This is a genomic window from Nocardia sp. NPDC057668 (assembly GCF_042799795.1).
Lineage (GTDB): Bacteria > Actinomycetota > Actinomycetes > Mycobacteriales > Mycobacteriaceae > Nocardia.
This window is the reverse complement of record NZ_JBHVIC010000009.1, coordinates 249,377-266,546: the sequence shown is the minus strand read 5'-3', so window position 1 is coordinate 266,546 and position 17,170 is coordinate 249,377. Positions and strand designations below refer to the sequence as shown.

At 69.8% G+C, this 17,170-nt stretch carries 15 protein-coding genes and 1 tRNA gene; 10 read left to right on the top strand and 6 right to left on the bottom strand.

The features are described from left to right. Nucleotides 1–209 precede the first annotated feature (209 nt). From ACFVBH_RS39225 to ACFVBH_RS39215, 3 genes are all read left to right on the top strand, one after another. Entirely contained in the window at nucleotides 210–1,652 is a 1,443-nt protein-coding gene (locus ACFVBH_RS39225; protein WP_379011334.1) for a molybdopterin-dependent oxidoreductase, read from the top strand. A gap of 389 nt (nucleotides 1,653–2,041) precedes the next feature. Continuing rightward, nucleotides 2,042–3,166 (top strand): sensor histidine kinase, encoded by a 1,125-nt coding sequence (locus ACFVBH_RS39220; RefSeq protein WP_379011329.1) that lies wholly within the window; start codon nucleotides 2,042–2,044, stop codon nucleotides 3,164–3,166. Further along, complete coding sequence (locus ACFVBH_RS39215) at nucleotides 3,163–3,768, top strand: response regulator transcription factor (protein ID WP_354987008.1); 606 nt, start codon at nucleotides 3,163–3,165, stop codon at nucleotides 3,766–3,768. The genes ACFVBH_RS39220 and ACFVBH_RS39215 overlap by 4 nt, the downstream gene beginning before the upstream one ends. Nucleotides 3,769–3,908: 140 nt before the next feature. On the opposite strand, the gene ACFVBH_RS39210 is transcribed toward ACFVBH_RS39215, so the two are convergent. Further along, a complete protein-coding gene (locus ACFVBH_RS39210; protein WP_379011313.1) occupies nucleotides 3,909–5,900 on the bottom strand; it encodes a TPM domain-containing protein in 1,992 nt (663 codons plus the stop codon). A gap of 63 nt (nucleotides 5,901–5,963) precedes the next feature. Between ACFVBH_RS39210 and ACFVBH_RS39205 the strand changes: the two genes are divergently transcribed. Genes ACFVBH_RS39205 through ACFVBH_RS39195 form a run of 3 tightly spaced genes read left to right on the top strand, consistent with a single transcriptional unit; the run spans nucleotide 5,964 to nucleotide 8,631 of the window. Then, the gene (locus tag ACFVBH_RS39205) at nucleotides 5,964–6,659 is read left to right on the top strand and encodes an MBL fold metallo-hydrolase (protein WP_379011308.1); all 696 of its coding nucleotides are present in this window, start codon (nucleotides 5,964–5,966) and stop codon (nucleotides 6,657–6,659) included. A 32-nt stretch (nucleotides 6,660–6,691) separates the two neighbouring features. Continuing rightward, entirely contained in the window at nucleotides 6,692–7,363 is a 672-nt protein-coding gene (locus tag ACFVBH_RS39200; RefSeq protein WP_354987005.1) for a YdcF family protein, read from the top strand. Continuing rightward, entirely contained in the window at nucleotides 7,363–8,631 is a 1,269-nt protein-coding gene (locus tag ACFVBH_RS39195) for a deoxyguanosinetriphosphate triphosphohydrolase (protein WP_354987004.1), read from the top strand. Before ACFVBH_RS39200 ends, ACFVBH_RS39195 begins: the two co-directional genes overlap by 1 nt. A gap of 115 nt (nucleotides 8,632–8,746) precedes the next feature. Here the strand turns inward: ACFVBH_RS39195 and ACFVBH_RS39190 are convergent, their stop codons facing one another. The 3 genes from ACFVBH_RS39190 to ACFVBH_RS39180 all read right to left on the bottom strand — a co-directional run bounded on the left by ACFVBH_RS39190 (nucleotide 8,747) and on the right by ACFVBH_RS39180 (nucleotide 10,675). Next, complete coding sequence (locus tag ACFVBH_RS39190; protein WP_379011306.1) at nucleotides 8,747–9,421, bottom strand: energy-coupling factor ABC transporter ATP-binding protein; 675 nt, start codon at nucleotides 9,419–9,421, stop codon at nucleotides 8,747–8,749. After that, complete coding sequence (locus ACFVBH_RS39185) at nucleotides 9,418–9,966, bottom strand: biotin transporter BioY (protein WP_354987002.1); 549 nt, start codon at nucleotides 9,964–9,966, stop codon at nucleotides 9,418–9,420. The genes ACFVBH_RS39190 and ACFVBH_RS39185 overlap by 4 nt, the downstream gene beginning before the upstream one ends. Before the next feature lie 118 nt (nucleotides 9,967–10,084). After that, a complete protein-coding gene (locus ACFVBH_RS39180; protein ID WP_379011302.1) occupies nucleotides 10,085–10,675 on the bottom strand; it encodes an energy-coupling factor transporter transmembrane component T family protein in 591 nt (196 codons plus the stop codon). Between the two features lie 99 nt (nucleotides 10,676–10,774). Here ACFVBH_RS39180 and dnaG point away from each other — a divergent pair, with 99 nt between their 5' ends. Then, nucleotides 10,775–12,703: a DNA primase gene (gene dnaG / locus ACFVBH_RS39175; protein ID WP_379011300.1), complete on the top strand. Its 1,929-nt coding sequence runs from the start codon at nucleotides 10,775–10,777 to the stop codon at nucleotides 12,701–12,703. Between the two features lie 80 nt (nucleotides 12,704–12,783). Here dnaG and ACFVBH_RS39170 read toward each other — a convergent pair whose 3' ends face one another. Beyond that, on the bottom strand, nucleotides 12,784–13,029 hold the full coding sequence (locus ACFVBH_RS39170; RefSeq protein WP_354986999.1) for a hypothetical protein: 246 nt from the start codon (nucleotides 13,027–13,029) through the stop codon (nucleotides 12,784–12,786). 173 nt (nucleotides 13,030–13,202) lie between these two features. On the opposite strand from ACFVBH_RS39170, the gene ACFVBH_RS39165 reads away from it, so the two are divergent. After that, nucleotides 13,203–13,275 (top strand) — tRNA-Asn (locus tag ACFVBH_RS39165). 1,042 nt (nucleotides 13,276–14,317) lie between these two features. After that, the gene (locus ACFVBH_RS39160; protein WP_379011297.1) at nucleotides 14,318–15,526 is read left to right on the top strand and encodes an alpha/beta hydrolase family protein; all 1,209 of its coding nucleotides are present in this window, start codon (nucleotides 14,318–14,320) and stop codon (nucleotides 15,524–15,526) included. A 15-nt stretch (nucleotides 15,527–15,541) separates the two neighbouring features. Here ACFVBH_RS39160 and ACFVBH_RS39155 read toward each other — a convergent pair whose 3' ends face one another. After that, entirely contained in the window at nucleotides 15,542–15,811 is a 270-nt protein-coding gene (locus ACFVBH_RS39155) for a hypothetical protein (protein ID WP_379011293.1), read from the bottom strand. Nucleotides 15,812–16,178: 367 nt separating this feature from the next. Between ACFVBH_RS39155 and ACFVBH_RS39150 the strand changes: the two genes are divergently transcribed. Further along, nucleotides 16,179–17,156, top strand: a complete 978-nt coding sequence (locus ACFVBH_RS39150; protein WP_379011290.1) for a helix-turn-helix domain-containing protein — start codon at nucleotides 16,179–16,181, stop codon at nucleotides 17,154–17,156. Nucleotides 17,157–17,170 lie beyond the last annotated feature (14 nt).

Below are 17,170 nucleotides of genomic sequence, written 5' to 3'. Positions count from 1 at the left end.
TCGGCCCGCTCCGCCGCAGCCCGGCAGCGGCCCGCGCAGCCGCCCGGAACCGGCTGGTATCTTTCGGGCCCGGCCGCGAAATCGGGGGAGGTCTGGCCCTCCCGCGCGAATTCGTGTGAGATACAGGGAGCCCCCGGACGAATCCTGCTGGGACACAGCCCGGCCGGCGAACAATGGGCGAAGCTGCCCGGCTACGGAAGGTTCGAACGGTGTCGGAGAACGGTAAGCGTCGACTCATCGGCGCGGCTGCGGTAGGGCTGGGTGCGCTCGGCGTGGGAGAACTGGTGGCCGCCGCGCGGGGTGGATCGATGCTCGACGGGGTCGGGCGGCTGCTCGCCGATACCGCGCCGATCGCCGTCGTCGAGGAACTGGTCGCCAAGTCCGGCAAGCACGACAAGGAAGCCACCCGGTACGGGGTGGCGGCCAACGTGGTGACCGCCGCCGTCGGCATCGCCGCACTGCCCGAACGCTTCCGCACCCCCGCCATCGCCGCGGTGGGCGCGGGGACCGCCGCCGTCGCGCTGCGCAGCACCGATCGCTCGGTCGCGGGCGCGCTCGGCGGGCTCACCGCCGCCGCGGTCCTGCGCGCCGGATTGCGCCGCCCGCCCGCCGGGTTCGGCGCCGGGCTGCTCTGGGCGACGGCCGGCGCCGGGTTGTTCGCCGCCGCCGAAACCCTCGTGCGCCGCACCGATCAGCGCCATCGCGATCGCGTCGCCGCGATCGGGCCGATGGGGTCGGGCACCCCGGTTCCCGACGACGGGCTGAGCAACGAACCCGGCCTGTCCCCGCTCATCACCAAGGCGGGCCGGTTCTACGTCGCCGACGTGAACTCGCGCGCACCCCGCATCGATCCGGCACAGTGGCGGCTGTCGATCACCGGCAAGGTCGCGCATCCGCTGCGGCTCTCGCTCGCCGATCTCGCCGATCAGGCCGTCGAATTCGACGCCGTCATGGTGTGCGTCCACAACGTGCCCGGTCAGGGCCGCGCGGGCAATGCCCGCTGGTTCGGCGTCCCGCTCGCCACGCTCTTCGACCACGCGGTCCCCGATTCGGGCGCGACCCGCCTGATCACCCGCGCCGTCGACGGCTACACGATCTCCCTGCCGCTGGACGAGCTGCGCAGCGGCGAACTGCCCGGCTACCTGGTCATCGGCATGAACGGCGAACCCCTGCCGCCCGAGCACGGCTTCCCGGCCCGCGTCTTCGTGCCCGGCCTCTACGGCCAGTACACCGGCGCGAAGTACCTCGCCGAACTGGAGTTCTCCGACGATTCGCACGTCGACTACTGGTGGAAGCGCGGCTGGACCAGGGAGACCCTGCGCGTCACCCCGCAGGCCCGCATCGACGTCACCGCCACCGCCGAACCCGGCTCGGGCAAGACGACCCTGGCGGGCGTGGCCTGGGCCCCGCCCCAGGGCGTCTCCCTGGTCGAGATCCGGGTCGGTGAAACAGATTGGCTCCCCGTCGAACTCGGCGCGGAGATCGCACCCGCCGCCTGGCGCCGCTGGCGCACAGTGCTGGACCTGCCCCCGGGCACCCACGCGATCTCGGCCCGCGTCACCGGCCGCTCGGGCCAGATCCAGAGCGGTGAGCCTGCGGCCCCGTTCCCGGTGGGCCCCAGCGGCTTTCACACGGTGACCGTGACGGTCTGACCGAAGTCGTCGCGGCGCGGGATGGACGCCAGGGCGTCGCAGGCCGAACGCCTCCGGCCCCGTTCCCGGTGGGCCCCTGCGGTTTCCACACGGTGACCGTGACGGTCTGACCGAAGTCGTTGCGGCGCGGGATGGACGTCAGGGCGTCGCAGGCCGGACACCTCCGGCCCCCGGTAGCCGTGGCGGTGGACTCGGGAACGCTCCGTCTGACCGGCCGTTCGCAGGAACGGGTGACAGGTGTCATGGGCGAAGCGTGACGGTCGTGAGCGGCATCCGTGGCGGGTGTGGCCCAGGGTGGAGGGATGAGCGGTGACGGGCGGTGGTTCGCGAGGGCGGCGCGGTGGTTCGTGCCCGGCCGCCGGTTGCGCGCTGGGGTAGCGTCCCGCGATGTGCGGGACAGTGTGGCGACGCGGCGGCGGGTGGGATTGATCTTCGCCGCGGTGTGGGCGGTGTATCTGGTGGATCCGCTGCGGCGGGCGTGGAGTCTGGACGACCCGCTCGAGCGGGCGTACAGCCTGGGCGTGGTCGTGGCCTTCGGGGTGTGTTTCGTGGGGGCCTACTGGTATCTGCTGCGCGGTTCGGGCGGGCGGGACGTGTGGATCGATCCGCATCCGCGCACGGTCGTCGTGCCGCTGGCACTGCTGTGCGCGCTGATGGCGGCGGCCGCGCCGACCCTGCACTCGGAGGTGCTCGGGCTCGCGATCTTCGTCGGCACGTTCATCGCCTTCGCCCTGCCGGTGCCCCGTGCGCTGGTGGCGCTGGCCGTCCTGATCCTGGCCACCACGGTGGTGCCCCAGCTGCTGGCGGGAGAGCCGCCGGCCTACGCGACGATGTCCTCCATCGCCATGTCGGCGTTCGCGGTGGGCGGCATCCGCGAGGTCATCCGCCGCAACCAGCAGTTGAGCCTGGCCCGGAAACAGTTGACGGAGTTGGCGATCGCCGAGGAGCGCCTGCGGGTGGGCCGGGACGTGCACGACATCCTCGGCCACTCGCTGACCGTCATCACCGTGAAAACCGAACTGGCGCAGCGACTGCTGGACGTCGATCCGGAGCGGGCGCGCACCGAGCTGGCCGATGTCGAACGGCTCGCGCGCGAAGCCCTGTCGGGGGTGCGCAGCACGGTCGGCGGGCTGCGCGAGATCTCTCTGGAGGGTGAACTGGCCAACGCGCGAACCGCCTTGAGCGCGGCCGAGATCGAGGCGTCGCTCCCGGACTCCGACGAGCTGCCCGTCCGGCACAGCGTGGTCTTCGGCTGGGTGCTGCGGGAGGCCGTGACCAACGTCGTGCGGCACAGCGGCGCGCGGCACTGCACGGTGCGCGTTACCGGCACCACCATCGAAATCAGCGATGACGGTGTGGGTTCCGGCGGCGAACCGCACTTCGGCTCCGGCCTGAGCGGCCTGCGCGAACGGGTGCGCGCGACCGGAGGCACCCTCACCGTCTCGAACCGTCCCGAAGGCGGATTGCGGGTGCTGGCCAGCTTTCCGGCGGGTCTGACGAAGGAACTGGAATGATCAAACTCTTGCTCGCCGACGATCAGGCGCTGGTGCGCGGGGCGCTCGCCGCCCTGCTCGGCCTCGAGCCGGATCTGGAGGTGGTGGCCGAGGTCGCGCGCGGCGACGAGGTCCTGGCCGCGGTGGAACGCACCGCACCCGACGTCGCCCTGCTGGACGTGGAAATGCCCGGCCTGGACGGCATCTCGGCCGCCGCCCGGCTGCACGCCGCCCACCCCGAGGTCCGCATCCTCATGGTCACCACGTTCGGCCGCCCCGGCTACCTGCGCCGCGCGATGGACGCGGGCGCGAGCGGCTTCGTCGTGAAGGACACTCCCGCCCGCGAACTCGCCGACGCGGTCCGCCGCGTCCACATGGGCCTGCGCGTGGTGGACCCCGCCCTGGCCACCGAAACCCTCACCGCCGGAACATCACCCCTGACCCCGCGTGAACGCGAGGTCCTCGCCGCCGCGGTGGACGGCGCGACGGCCGGGGTGATCGCCAAACAGCTGCACCTGTCCGAGGGCACGGTCCGCAACCACCTGTCCGCCGCGATCGGCAAGACCGGCACCACCACCCGCGCCGAAGCGATCCGCGCCGCCGAACGCCTCGGCTGGCTGTGACGATCTGATCGGCCGCGCCGGGCGAGGGCGCGAACAGCCGCGATGGTCCGGGCGTGCGAGCGGTCACGCCGCGGGCGGGTGGCTCCGCACCACCGCCCATATTCCGCTGCCCGGAGTCGCCGACGGCCGATGCGTGCCGGTCAGAACCGCCCGCCGCGGCTGATGCGGCGGGAGCCGTTCGACCCGCCGAAGGAACCGGGGCCGTAACCGCCGCCGCCTCCACCGCTACTGCGACCCCCGCCGCTGCGATAACCGGTGCCCATCCCGCGCAGCATCCCGTCGATGAGGATCCCGCTCAGCACCGCGCCGGTCTGGGAGTTCGAGCTCGGCTGGCGGGCCTGCCAGTCGCGCACCGCGGCCTGGGCGGTGTGCAGGGCGCTCGCGCCGAGCTCGGCCGCGCGTTGGGCCGCCTGCAGCGCCTGGGCCGGCTCGGTGGCCGAAAGCCGCTGTGCCTGTTCCAGATTGCGCTGTGCCTCGGCCAGCCGGGTGCGCGGTTCGGCATCCACGCCACCGCGCCGGGTGCCGATGAAATCCGAGGCCGCGTTGATCTGACTGCGGGCCGCGGTGAGCGTCTGCTCGAGGCGGCGCCCGAGTTCCTCGGCCGCGAGCCTGCGATCGGTGGCGGCGGCGATCGCCCTGTCCAGTGCGGTATCCGCCGTCACCGCCGCGCGGAACGCGCCCAGCGGATTGCTCGCACCGTCCCGGACCGCCTGTTCCAGAGCGGCATTCGCGGCGCCCACCGCACCGGTCAGTTCGACGCCGCCGTGCTGGGTCAGCCCGGCCGCCGCGGCCAGATCGCGCCGCAATTCCTCGATGATGCCGGGCAGTCCGCCGCGCGCCTGTTCGATATCGGTGGCCGCGGTATCGACCGCGTCCAGCAGCGCCCGCGCGGTGTCGAGCGCGGATTCGGCACCGCGAATCGCCGCCACCGCCGCACCCTGTTCGCCGACCGGCCGGGCCACCGCCGCGCGCCCGTCGGCAATACCGCGCTCCGCGAATGCGATTCGCTCGCGCGCCATACTCACATTGTCGTGAATGGGCGCGAGCACCGAAGCCGGATGCGCCGCCGTCAATTCGCGCAGCGTCGCCTCGGAATTCGGTGTGCGCGTTGTCAGATCCACCACCGAGCGGGTCAGCGTATCCAGTCGTTCGCCGGCATTGATGAGCAGATTTCGCATGGCGTCGAATTCGGTGACCTTGGCGTCGAGTTCGCGATTGGCCCGCCCGCATCCGCCGATGATGTCGACCAGCATGGTGCGCTGCTGATCGGGCGTTTCCGGAATATCGTCGTCCAGCAGCTGGCGAATGGAGAACGCTTTGGCCAGCGCCTGTTGCGCGGCGGTCAGGGCCGCGGTGAACGGCGCGGTGGCCGTCGCCCCGAATTCATCGGTGGCCAGACGCAATTCCTCGGCACTCGTGCGCAAGGCGTCATCGGTGTCGACCAATACTTCCTTCGACCGCGCATCCAGCGTGTCGAGAGGCAACGCGCCGAGTGCCCGCGTGTCGGCCGGATCAATTTTTCGAGCGCCTTCCAACTCGGCTTTCCCGCGGCGCGCCTTACGCCGGCGACCGAAGAACCACAGTGCCAGTACGACCAGTACGACGATCAGCACCAGCAGCAGAATCGTGCGCGGGCTCACGCCGCCGGAGGAGTTCATGGCCTCGGACAACCCGTTCGCCGCGGCCACCCCCGCCCCGGCCCAGTCCCCGGCGCGCAACTTCGGCTCGACCTTGTCGATGAGCAGTTCGTCGAGATCCTTGTCGGTGACCGACGTGGGCGCCTGGCCGGTGAACGCGTACGCCCGATCGTCGACCGCCACCGAAAGCAGCACGTCCCGATCCCCGAACCCCGAGGCCCGCGCGGTGCGCTCACCCCATTCGGGGGCGTCGAGCCCGTCGAAGTCGTGCACGTACACGACCCACAGCCGCTCGTGGTCCTTCGTGTACAGCTCGTCGATCGCGGCCTGGAGTTCGGCGGTCTGCCCGCCGCGCAGCGCACCCGCCTTGTCGGTGACGTAGCCGGGCAGTCGCTCGGGCGGTTCGGCCGCGGCCGGAGCCGCACCGCCGCCCAGCACGGCCAGGCTCAGCAGGAATCCGGAGGCGAGCAGGGACAGCTGCTTCGATAGCCGCATGCCACGAATCTATCCGGCGGACGCGGGCCACGGAGATTCTTCCGTCCACCCGTGTCGGCTGCGATGACTACGATCGGTGGAGTGATCACGATCGATTCCCCCTACACGGGTCATGTCACCCCCGGTTCCAACCCGCAACAGCGGTCGGTGCCCGGTGCGCGCATCGTGAAGATGTCGGTCGGCGCCATGGACAACAACGTCTATCTGGTGCAGTGCGCGAACACCGGCGCCACGCTGCTCATCGATGCCGCGAACGAGGCCGAGCGCATTCTGGAGTTGCTCGACCAGGAGGCACCCGCAGGCGTGGCGCTGCTGGTCACCACGCACCAGCATCCGGACCACTGGTGGGCCCTGGCCGATGTGCACGCCAAATCCGGGATGCCCACCGCCGCTCACGAACTCGACGCCGCGGCGCTACCCGTCGCGCCCGAACGCCTACTCGCCGACGACGATCGAGTCACGATCGGCGACCTCGAACTGCGCGCCATCCACCTGAGCGGGCACACGCCCGGCTCGGTGGCGCTGGCGCTGACCGACGGTGACGGCCGCACCCACCTGTTCACCGGAGATTCGCTGTTCCCGGGCGGAGTCGGCAAGACCGGCTCGCCCGCGGAGTTCACCGCACTGCTCGGCGATGTGGAGTCGAAGCTGTTCGGCCGCTACCCGGACGACACCGTCGTGTATCCCGGGCACGGTGACGACACCACCCTCGGCGCGGAGCGAGACAGCTTGCCCGAGTGGCGGCGACGAGGTTGGTAAAGCTCCGGAATCGCATTCCCGAGCCCACTCCCATGGCGACTCAGCAGGAGGCGGACAAGTCCCGCGGCGGCCGTGCCGGGGGGATTCTGCGCTGGGCGCGGCGCATCGCGGTCGGGGCGCTGGTGATGGGTGCGCTGGTGATCGGCGGGACCGCCTTCCGGGTGTGGCAGGTGGCGCGGATCAGTGATCACACCCCGGCGGACGCCATCGTGGTGCTGGGCGCGGCCCAGTACGACGGGGTGCCCTCGACCGTGTTCGAGGCGCGCCTGGACCAGGCGTACAAGCTGTACTCCAAGGGTGTGGCCCCGCTCATCGTCACCGTGGGCGGCAAGCAGGTCGGTGATCAGTACACCGAGGCGGCCTCGGGCAAGAACTATCTGAAATCGCGTGGCGTACCGGCGGATCGGATCCTGGCGGTGGAGACGGGCTCGGACACGCTGCAGAGCGTGGAGGCGGTGTCCACCGCGCTGCTGGCGCGCGACAAGTCCTCGGTGGTGCTGGTGAGCGATCCGTGGCATTCGCTGCGCACGCGCACCATGGCACGCGATGCCGGGCTGACCGCCTGGACCGCGCCGACCCGCACCGGTCCCGCCGTGTACACACGAGAATCGCAGGCGCACGGCATAACTCGGGAGACCTTCGCTTTGCTGTGGTATCAGCTCTCGCACTATTCGGCCGACTTCACCTACACGGCGGATCAGTGATGAACGCGCGCATCGACTACGACCACATCTACACCGACGCCGATCGCGAGCGCCTGGTCCCCGAACGCGATCGCACCGCGGGCCTGAGCTGGTCGCCGACCCCGGCGCGGCGCAGCGAATTCGCCCGGGACAGAGCCCGGGTGCTGCATTCGGCGGCGCTGCGCCGGCTGGCGGACAAGACCCAGGTCATGGGCCCGCGCGACGGTGACACCCCGCGCACCCGGCTCACCCATTCGCTGGAGGTCGCCCAGATCGGGCGCAGCATCGCCGACGGCCTGGGCTGTGACCCGGATCTGGTGGATCTGGCCGGGCTCGCGCACGACATCGGGCATCCGCCGTACGGGCACAACGGCGAGAAGGCGCTGGACCAATTCGCGGACGCGCACGGCGGTTTCGAGGGCAACGCGCAGAACCTCCGCATCCTCACCCGGTTGGAACCCAAGGTGTTCGACGCCCGGGGACAGAGCTACGGGCTCAACCCGACCCGGGCCGCGCTCGACGCGGTCATCAAATATCCCTGGGGCAGAACGGGTCCCGGCACCAAGTTCGGGGCCTACGAGGTCGACATGGACAGGCTGAACTGGGTGCGCGAGGGTGCGCCCGGCCGGCGGCAGTGCCTGGAGTCGCAGGTCATGGACTGGGCTGACGACGTGGCCTACTCCGTGCACGACGTGGAGGACGGCGTCATCGTCGGTCGCATCGATCTGCGGTCGCTGGCCGACCCGATCGAACAGGCCGCACTGGCCGAACTCGGTGCGCGCCAGAACAAGTCGCTCGGGACCGAGGAACTGATCGCCGCCGCCCAGCGCCTGTCCGAACTGCCGGTGGTGATCGCGGCCGCCACGTACGACGGCTCGCTCATCGCCTCGGTGGGATTGAAGCGCATGACCAGCGATCTGGTGGGGCGCTTCGCCACCGCGGCGGTGGAGGCCACGCGGGCGGCCTGGGGCGGTCGCCAATTGTGCCGGTACACAGCGGATCTGGAGGTGCCGCGGATCGTGGCGGCCGAGGTCGCGGTGCTCAAGACCATGGCGCTGCGCTACGTGTTGTCCGATCCGATCCATCAGGTGCGCCAGGCGGGGCAGCGGGAGCGGATCCTGATGGTCGCGCATCACCTGCTCGACGGCGCGCCGCGGGGGCTGGACCGGTTACTGCTGCCGTGGTGGGAGGCTGCCAAGGACGACACCGCGCGGGTGCGGGTGGTGGTCGATCAGATCGCGTCGTACACCGAGAGCCGGCTCGAGCGGCTCGCGGCCGTGATTCCGTGAGAGTGACTGGTTCCGGCCGAATCCCGCCGAATGCCCGCCGTCGTCCCGGTCTGCTCGTGGCCGGGACCGCACCGGCGCCTGTGAGATTCCTTCCGCGAGCGCGCCGGTAGACCGCTCAGTCGTGCATGGCCAGGTAGTGCGCGATGCTCGTCTCCGGCGGCCCGTCCGCCACGACGCGCCCCGCGTCGAACACCAGCACCCGATCGAAATCGGTGAGCAGGTCCAGGTCGTGGGAGATCACCACCACCTGCTGCGGGAGCTCGCGCAGCAGCGCCGTCACCCGGCGCTTGTTGCGCAGGTCCAGCAGCGTCGTGGGCTCGTCGAAGATGACGTAGCGAGGCCGGACCGCCAGGACGGCCGCGATCGCCAGCAGCTGCTTCTGCCCGCCGCTGAGCAGATGCGCGGGGTGGTCCCGGAATTCGGTGAGCCCGTATTCGGCGAGCACCTCGGTAACCCGTTCGGCGATATCGGCTTTGGCGAGCCCGTGGTGTTTGAGCCCGAACGCGAGATCCTCGGCGACGGTCGGCATGACGATCTGCACGTCCGGGTCCTGGAACACGAAGCCCACGAGCTTGCGAACGGCCCTGCCCTGCTTGCGGGTATCGAGGCCGTCCACCCGGACCCTGCCCGCTGTGGGGACCTGGAGGCCGTTGAGCAGCCGCGCGAAGGTGGACTTGCCCGACCCGTTGGAGCCGACGACGGCGATGCGGTCCTCGGTCAGGGTGAGATCGAGGCCGGCGAGCACCTCGCGCTCGCCGAAACGGTGGGCGACCCCCTCGAGTTCGATCACGCGCGGGCCGGGATCAAGGGATACGCCTTGCGCACCGCGATGGCGGCCAGCGAGCCGATGACGGTCTTCACGACGTCGCCGGGCAGGAAGGCGACCGAGGTGGTGATGGCCTTGGACAGCGGCAGGTCCGCGGCCACGGCCATCCACGGCACGCCGATGGCGTAGAGCACGACCGCGCCGCCGAGGAAGTTGATCGCCAGTGCGATGGGCAGGTTGTAGTGCTTCCACAGGCGTTCGGTGAGCAGACCGATCACCAGCGCGCCGATGGGGTAGGCGATGATGAATCCGCCGGTCGGTCCCATGACGACCGAGAGCCCGCCGCGACCGCCCGGCAACACCGGCAGGCCCGCGAACACCAGCACATCGAAGAGCAGGATCGCCAGCGCGCCACGCTTCGCGCCGAGGATCGAGCCGGCCAGAATCACACCCAGCGTCTGCGAGGTGAACGGCGCGAACGCGCCCGGCAACTGGATGAGCGGGAAGAACCCGAGTACCACCATGATTGCCGCGAACAGCGCTATCTGCGCCAAATCCCTACTACGCACCCGGGGAATCTTAGGGGTGCTAACGGGTGAACGGGGTGGCCACGTCTGGTCGATGGGATTCCAGCGAACTCCGGGCATCGAGGATCGGACTGATTCCGGCCCGGGGTCGCGGCCGGGATCAGTCCAGGCCGCGGGCGTCCAGGGCCTCACCGACCTGGTCGGCCATGCGCAGGGTGCGGATCAGCAGGGGGATCAGAAATACCGTGCTGCGCTCGATCCCGCGCGCCCGCTGGGCCGAGCGCACCAGCTCGGCCTGTTCGCGGATGACCGGGATGAAGCGGATCGTCATGGCCACGAGCAGGCCCACGCGTTCGGGCCGCACGCCGAGCGGGCGCAGCGGGCCGAGCAGGCGTTCGATGGTCTCGATGATCGCCGAGGTGCGGGTGGTCAGGGTCACGAGATTCGCGAGCAGGATCAGCGTCAGCAGGCGCAGGCCGACCAGGGCCGCGCTGTGCCCGTCGACGAACAGCCACTGCGCGAGCATGATCAGCGCGAGCACCGGCGCCGTACTCAGCGCCTGGCGCGCGGTGCTCGCCCACGGGATCCGCGCGAGGGCGTAGAGCCCCAGCGTCACCGCCAGCGCCAGGCTCAGCCACGGTATCGACCGCACGAAGAACAGCCCGGTGCCTGCGACCGCCAGGACCAGCAGTTTCGCCCCGGCGGGGACGGCGTGCACCGGGGTCCGGGCGTCGTGGAACAGGCTGAGCACCGCTAGATCCTGGCATGCGGGGGAGAAGGCTTTCGGTCCGGTGTCCAGCCCGTGCGTCCGGGTCGAGCGTGTCGGGCGGTCGGGTCTAGACTCGCTGCCGTGGCCGGCCGACTTCCAGACCGCGATATCGCGGCGATTCGTGAACGTGTTCGGATCGAGGATGTCGTAGGTGAGTACGTCGCCCTGAAGCGGGCGGGTGCGGACTCGATGAAGGGCCTGTGCCCCTTCCACGACGAGAAGTCCCCGTCCTTCCACGTGCGGCCCAATCACGGCCATTTCCACTGCTTCGGCTGCGGTGAGGGCGGTGACGTCTTCGCCTTCCTGCAGAAGATCGAGCACGTCGGCTTCATCGAGGCCGTCGAGCAGATGGCCGACCGGCTCAACTACAAGATCAACTACGAGGGCGGCGGCACCTCGGTCCAGCGGGATCGCGGCACGCGCTCGCGCCTGGTCGCGGCCAACGCCGCCGCGCACGAGTTCTACATCGCGCAGCTCGGGACCCCCGAGGCCGAGACCGCCCGCGCGTACCTCACCGAGCGGAACTTCGACCACAACGCCGCGCACCAGTTCGGCTGCGGCTACGCCCCGAGCGGGTGGGACACGCTCACGAAACACCTGATGCGCAAGGGTTTCGAGTTCAAGGAGCTGGAAGCGGCGGGGTTGTCGCGGCAGGGCCAGCGCGGCCCGATGGACCGCTTCCACCGGCGGCTGCTGTGGCCCATCCGCAATCTCGGCGGTGACGTGATCGGCTTCGGCGCGCGGCGGCTGTACGACGACGACACCATGACGGCCAAGTACATCAACACCCCGGAAACGGTGCTGTACAAGAAGTCCCAGGTGCTGTTCGGGCTCGATCTGGCCAAGCGCGAGATCGCCAAGGGGCACCAGGCCGTGGTGGTCGAGGGCTACACCGATGTGATGGCCATGCACCTGTCCGGGGTGAAAACCGCTGTGGCGTCCTGCGGTACGGCCTTCGGTGACGAACACCTCGCGCTGCTGCGGCGGCTGCTCATGGACGACAACTTCTGGCGCGGCGAGATCATCTACACCTTCGACGGCGACGACGCCGGGCAGGCCGCGGCGCTCAAGGCGTTCAGCGGTGATCAGAAACTGGCCGGGCAGACCTACATCGCCGTGGCCCCCGACGGGCTCGATCCGTGCGAGCTGCGCCAGCGCTCCGGCGACGGGTCGGTGCGCGATCTGGTCGCGCGCCGAGTCCCGCTGTACGAGTTCGTGATCCGCGGCCTGCTCGCCGAACACAACCTCGACACCCCCGAGGGACAGGTCGACGCGCTGCGGCGGGGCGTGCCCGTGGTCGCGCAGATCAAGGACAACGCCCTGCGCAAGGCGTACGCGACCAAACTCGCGGGCTGGGTGGGCTGGGACGACATCCAGATGGTGGTGCGCCGGGTGGGCGACGAGGCCCGCAAGAACGCGCGCGGTGCGGCGAGCGGGGCCACCCCGCGCCGGGGCGTTCCGGAACGGGAAGCCGCACAGCCGGTTTCCGCGCCCGCCGCGGAGCGGCCGTCGCCCCGTGATCCGGCGCTCATGGTGCAGCGGCAGGCGCTGATCGCGGCCCTGCAGTACCCCGCGTTCGCCGGACCGGTGTTCGACTCCCTCGAGTCCGACGTCTTCACCCACCCCGCGTTCAAGGCCGTGCACGCCGCCATCGTCGAGGCGGGCGGCACGGCGGCCGGGCTGGGCGGTGCGGAATGGGTCGCGGCGGTCGCGGACAACACCGACGACCTCACCATGCGCGCCATGGTCTCGGAATTGGCCGGGGAACAGCTACCCGTGAAATCCGAGGCCGACATCCCGCGCCTGGTCACCGGCGTGCTGGCGCGGGTGCAGGAGTCCTGGGTGGGCCGCCAGATCGCGGAGCTGAAGTCCAAGCTGCAGCGCATCTCCTCCACCGAGCAGTCCGAGGCGTACTTCGCGCTGTTCGGTGATCTGGTGGCGCTGGAGCAGTACCGCAAGAGCCTGATGACGCAGGCCATGGGCAACTCCGAGGACTTCGCCGGGCGCTGAGGACTTCGCCGGGCGCTGTGCCCGGACACATCTCGCGCCCGGCACGTTCGCAAATGTGCCGGGCGCGAGGTGTTTTCGAGCTATCGACGCAGCTGGTCGTGCGGCACCATGATGGTGGTCCGCTCGTCCAGCGGAACCATGGGCTCCAGCTTGGGCCGCGTGCTCAACTTGTCCGACAACCGCTGCCGGCTCACCTGAACCAGCTTCCGTGTGACCGGACTCTCACTAATTGCGCGGGTGGTTTTACTGATCTGCTCATACCGGGCTCGCCCGGCCTTCGCGCCCAGCACATACCCGGCCGCGACGCCGATGATCAACCGCAGCATGTCGAGAAGCTCCTCCCGTAGGCCAGTCAGCGCCCCCCATCCTGCCTGACACCCCACCCCCCTGTCGATCCGCCCCCCACCGACATGTCCCCAGGTAGAGAGCCGATTTGGGAACTGAACAACCCATGCGCTAAAGTTTTCTCCGGTCGCCCGAGAGGGTGACCGGGACACAATCCCCTATAGCTCAATTGGCAGAGCAGCCGACTGTTAATCGGCAGGTTTCTGGTTCGAGTCCAGATGGGGGAGCCTGAAAACGCCCCTGACCGGGTCTTCCGGTCAGGGGCGTTTTGTTTGTGGAAATGGTGTGGCGCAGCCGATCCCGGGGCCTGGAATCGGGGCCGGAGTTCATGCCGGTGCGGTTCGGCATTCGATGGTCGCCGGGGGAGGGCGCTTATGCGCGGCTGGGCGCCTATCTCCCGCTGGGGGAACGCCCTTCGTGTGTTGCCGGGAGGGTGTTCCGGTCCGGGAACTCAGCAGGGCTTGGGCGGGCAGCCGTTCGTCGAGGAGCCGGACGCCGAGCCGGAAACGAGGCCGAGCAGCGAATCGAACAGACCGCCGGTAATGAATTCCACCATTGTTTTCTCCGATCGAAATGTGCAGATCAGTGCTGTTCACCAACCATTTGCGAGATCGAAGCTACTGGCCGGCCGGTGTCGTGGGCAACAAATTTCTCGGCGGCGGGTCCTATTTTATGATTAAGCGTCGATGGCCTCTTCTGCCTGGGGTTTTGTCCTTAATATCCGGGTTTTTGGCGGATTCGTACCGGGTGGGCTGTTTTATTCGGTCTACGGTTGTGGTCGGCCGTGAGTTCGCTGGGCTCGTTCTCGGGTCCGATGAAACCTATGGTGCTCGGTTGGTGAATCGGCGACGCGCTATCAATTCGTGATTATTCGGCGATCTGTTCGATATTTGTCTCGCGAGTGTTCGTTCCCGCCAGGACTTCCGACGGTGACAAATGGATTCATCGGGTCGATTCCAGGCCGGTCCCGCTGTGACCACGGGGCCGGCGACCGCACGAAGCAATTTGTCCGCAGCGCACTTCGGCCGCAGTCAGTCGATCGTCCGAGGCTGCCGAAAGTGTTGAGTGACAAAGAGTTGATCGTGGTCTACCCGCGCCGCGCGCGCCGCTCACGTGACCGGTCTCCCGTCGCACGACCGAGCCTTCGGAAGACATTCGCGCCGTGTCCAATCCGCCGAGACCCGCGCGGGTCGCATACATTGCACCCGGTCGAATCCAATCCCGGCGCGGCACTGACACCCGCGCCGGGCAGTAGAGAGCGGAGGCGCGATGCGCACGGCGAACACGACGCGGGCGGTCCGGCTGGCGGCCGCCGCCACCGCGGCCGCCCTGATGTTCCCGGCCGGGCCCGCGGCCGCCGAACCGGTGGAACCCGGGTTCTACGCTCCGGCAGCGGATCTGGTGGCCGGCGAGCACGGGACGGTGATTCAGGCGCGGTCGATCACCGGCGATCCGGCCGTCGCGGGCGCGCGGAACCACCTCGTGCTCTACCGCTCGGTGAACATGCAGGGTCAGCCGGTGGCGGTGTCCGGGACCGTTGCCGTGCCCGAGGGCACACCCCCGCCCGGCGGCTGGCCGTTGATCTCCTGGGCGCACGGCACCACGGGCGTCGCGGACGTGTGCGCGCCCTCGCGCGACACCGGCCCCGACTTTCCCGCGCACGCCTACACGGCGCTGGTCCGTGACACCCAGGCTCGATTGATCGCCGCGGGCTACGCGGTCGCGCAAACCGACTACCAGGGCCTGGGCACCGCGGGCGAACACGGCTATCTCATCGGCGACACCGAAATGCGCGCCGTCGCCGACATGGCCCTCGCCGCGCGCGCGGTGGCGCCCGAGATCGGGACCCGGTGGGCGAGCGTCGGTCACTCCCAGGGCGGTCAGGCGGCCATCTACACCGCCGCCCGCGCCCAGGGGTGGGCGCCGGGGCTGGAGTTGCTCGGCGCGGTCGCCGAGGCGCCGGCCTCACACCAGGGCCTCATCGCCCTCGCGGGCCCGCTCGCCGGGACCACCGGGGCGTCGCCGCTGCCCCAGGTGTCGAATGCCTTCCTGCCTTTGATGATCCGTGGCGCGCAGACCGTCGCCGAGGTGGATCCGGCGCGTTTCCTGGCGCCCGAGGGCCTGGAACTGTTGCCCCAGGCCGACACCCGCTGCATCGACGGACTGCGCGAACCGGACTCGTGGGCGGGCAGGCCGCTGTCCGCGCTGTTCCGTGCCGGCGCGGACACCACCGCCCTGGGCGCGGTCCTGAACGACAACGACGCGAGCAACCTGACCTACACGGTGCCGGTCCTGGTGGTCCAGGGCACCGGCGACACCGTGGTTCCGCCCGCGGGCACCGATGCCATGGTCGCCCAGCAGCGTCTGACCGGTCAGCCCGTCGAATACCGTGACTATCCCGGCGTCGACCATCGGGGCATCCTCGCCGCCGCCAACGACGACGTCGTGGCCTGGCTCGATTCCCGATTCTCCCGCTGAACCTCGCGCCCGGCCTCAGCCGCAGAGCGCGGTCGAGGGTTCGGGTACGTCCAGTGCGGCACGGCCGGCGGCCGTGTCGACCCAGCGGCGGCCCCGGGCGCTGAGCTGCCACCGCGGTTCCGGCGCGGTGGCCTGCTCGATCAGGCCGGAACGCACGAGGGCGGCAAGCGTTTTCCGGGTGACCCGGGCGCTCGCGCCGGTCTCGGTCTCGAGATCTCGCATGCTCAATGGCGCCGCGCACACGTGCAGAGCCGCCATTACGCGTACCTCGTTGATGGTCGTCATCGTCGAATCCCTTCCCTCCCAGCGAGAAGCGTGACCCCGGGCCCGATGATGCGGTCATCGGGCTCGGTTACCGCTCTGCTATTGACCGGCCGGGCGTGGAAACGCCGTCCTGTACGGCGTGACACGCAGCGCGCGTGGCCCGGTGGCCGGGTCGCCCGACAGCACCTGCGGCGAACCGGGTGCGTGTCTCGACGATAAGAAATGGCGGCACCGCGGGTCACGCGTATGCGCAAACTGTCCAGAACTTCGCGCGCACGACAGCGCTTTTCGGACAGATTGCGGGGTGGGCGGCCGAATCCCGCACCGTGCGAAGTGCCCCGGTGAATACTGTTGGCCAATCGCCAGCTTCCGCTCGGAGAGGTTACGCATGCCTGAACACCGGTTGGTCGAGGCACGCCGGGAGGAACTGTCGTCTCGCGACGCGGACGAGGCCGTCGCGTTCGTCACCCAGATGTATTCGGACAACGCGCTGCGGTTCTGGGATGCCCCGCCGACCAGTCGCGTCCGCACCACCGCCACGGTGTGGGGCGAGGTCATCGCCACCGAGATCCGCAGTTCGATCGGCTACAGCTGCCATATCGCGCCCATCAACGATCACGTGTACTTCGAGCGGTCGCTGCGCGGGCGGGCGCGGTTGCGTGGCGGCGGCCACGACTTCCAGCAACACCGCCGGGATCTGGTGATGTTCCCGTTCGGGGTGCCCATCATCGCCGAGTGCGACAGCCACGACGTGAACCTGCTGCACGTGCCGTACTCGATGATCACGGATCTGGCCGCGCTCTCGGGCGTCGGGCCCGACGAGCTGCGGTTCACCTCGCTGGAGCCGAGAGACGCACGCAGCGAACGGTTCTGGGGGCGGCTGTTCGATCTCACGCATCACGAGCTGACCGCCCAGGATTCCCCGGTGCTGACCGAGCTGGTGGTGCAGAACCTCACCCGCACCCTGGCCGCGGCGGCGCTGGCGGTGTTCCCCAACACCACCATGGATCAGCACCTGCAACCCGGTCCCGGCGCGGTGCAGCCCACGGCGGTGCAGCGCGCGGTGGATTACATTCACGCCCATCCGGCCCGCCCGCTTACCGTCGCCGAGCTCGCGACCCACGCGGGCACCGGTGTCCGCGCGCTGCAGAACGCCTTTCGCGCCAGCCACGACATGACGCCGCTGGAGTATCTGCGCCGGGTCCGGCTGAACCGCGCCCGCGAGGATCTGGCCGCCGCCGAACCCAGCGACGGGTTCAGCGTCGCGATCGTGGCCGCGCGATGGGGTTTCTCGCATCCGGGGCGGTTCGCCCAGCTCTACAGGGAGGCGTTCGGGCATTCGCCCAAGCACGACCTGCGGCGGTGAGGGGTAGTTCGCAC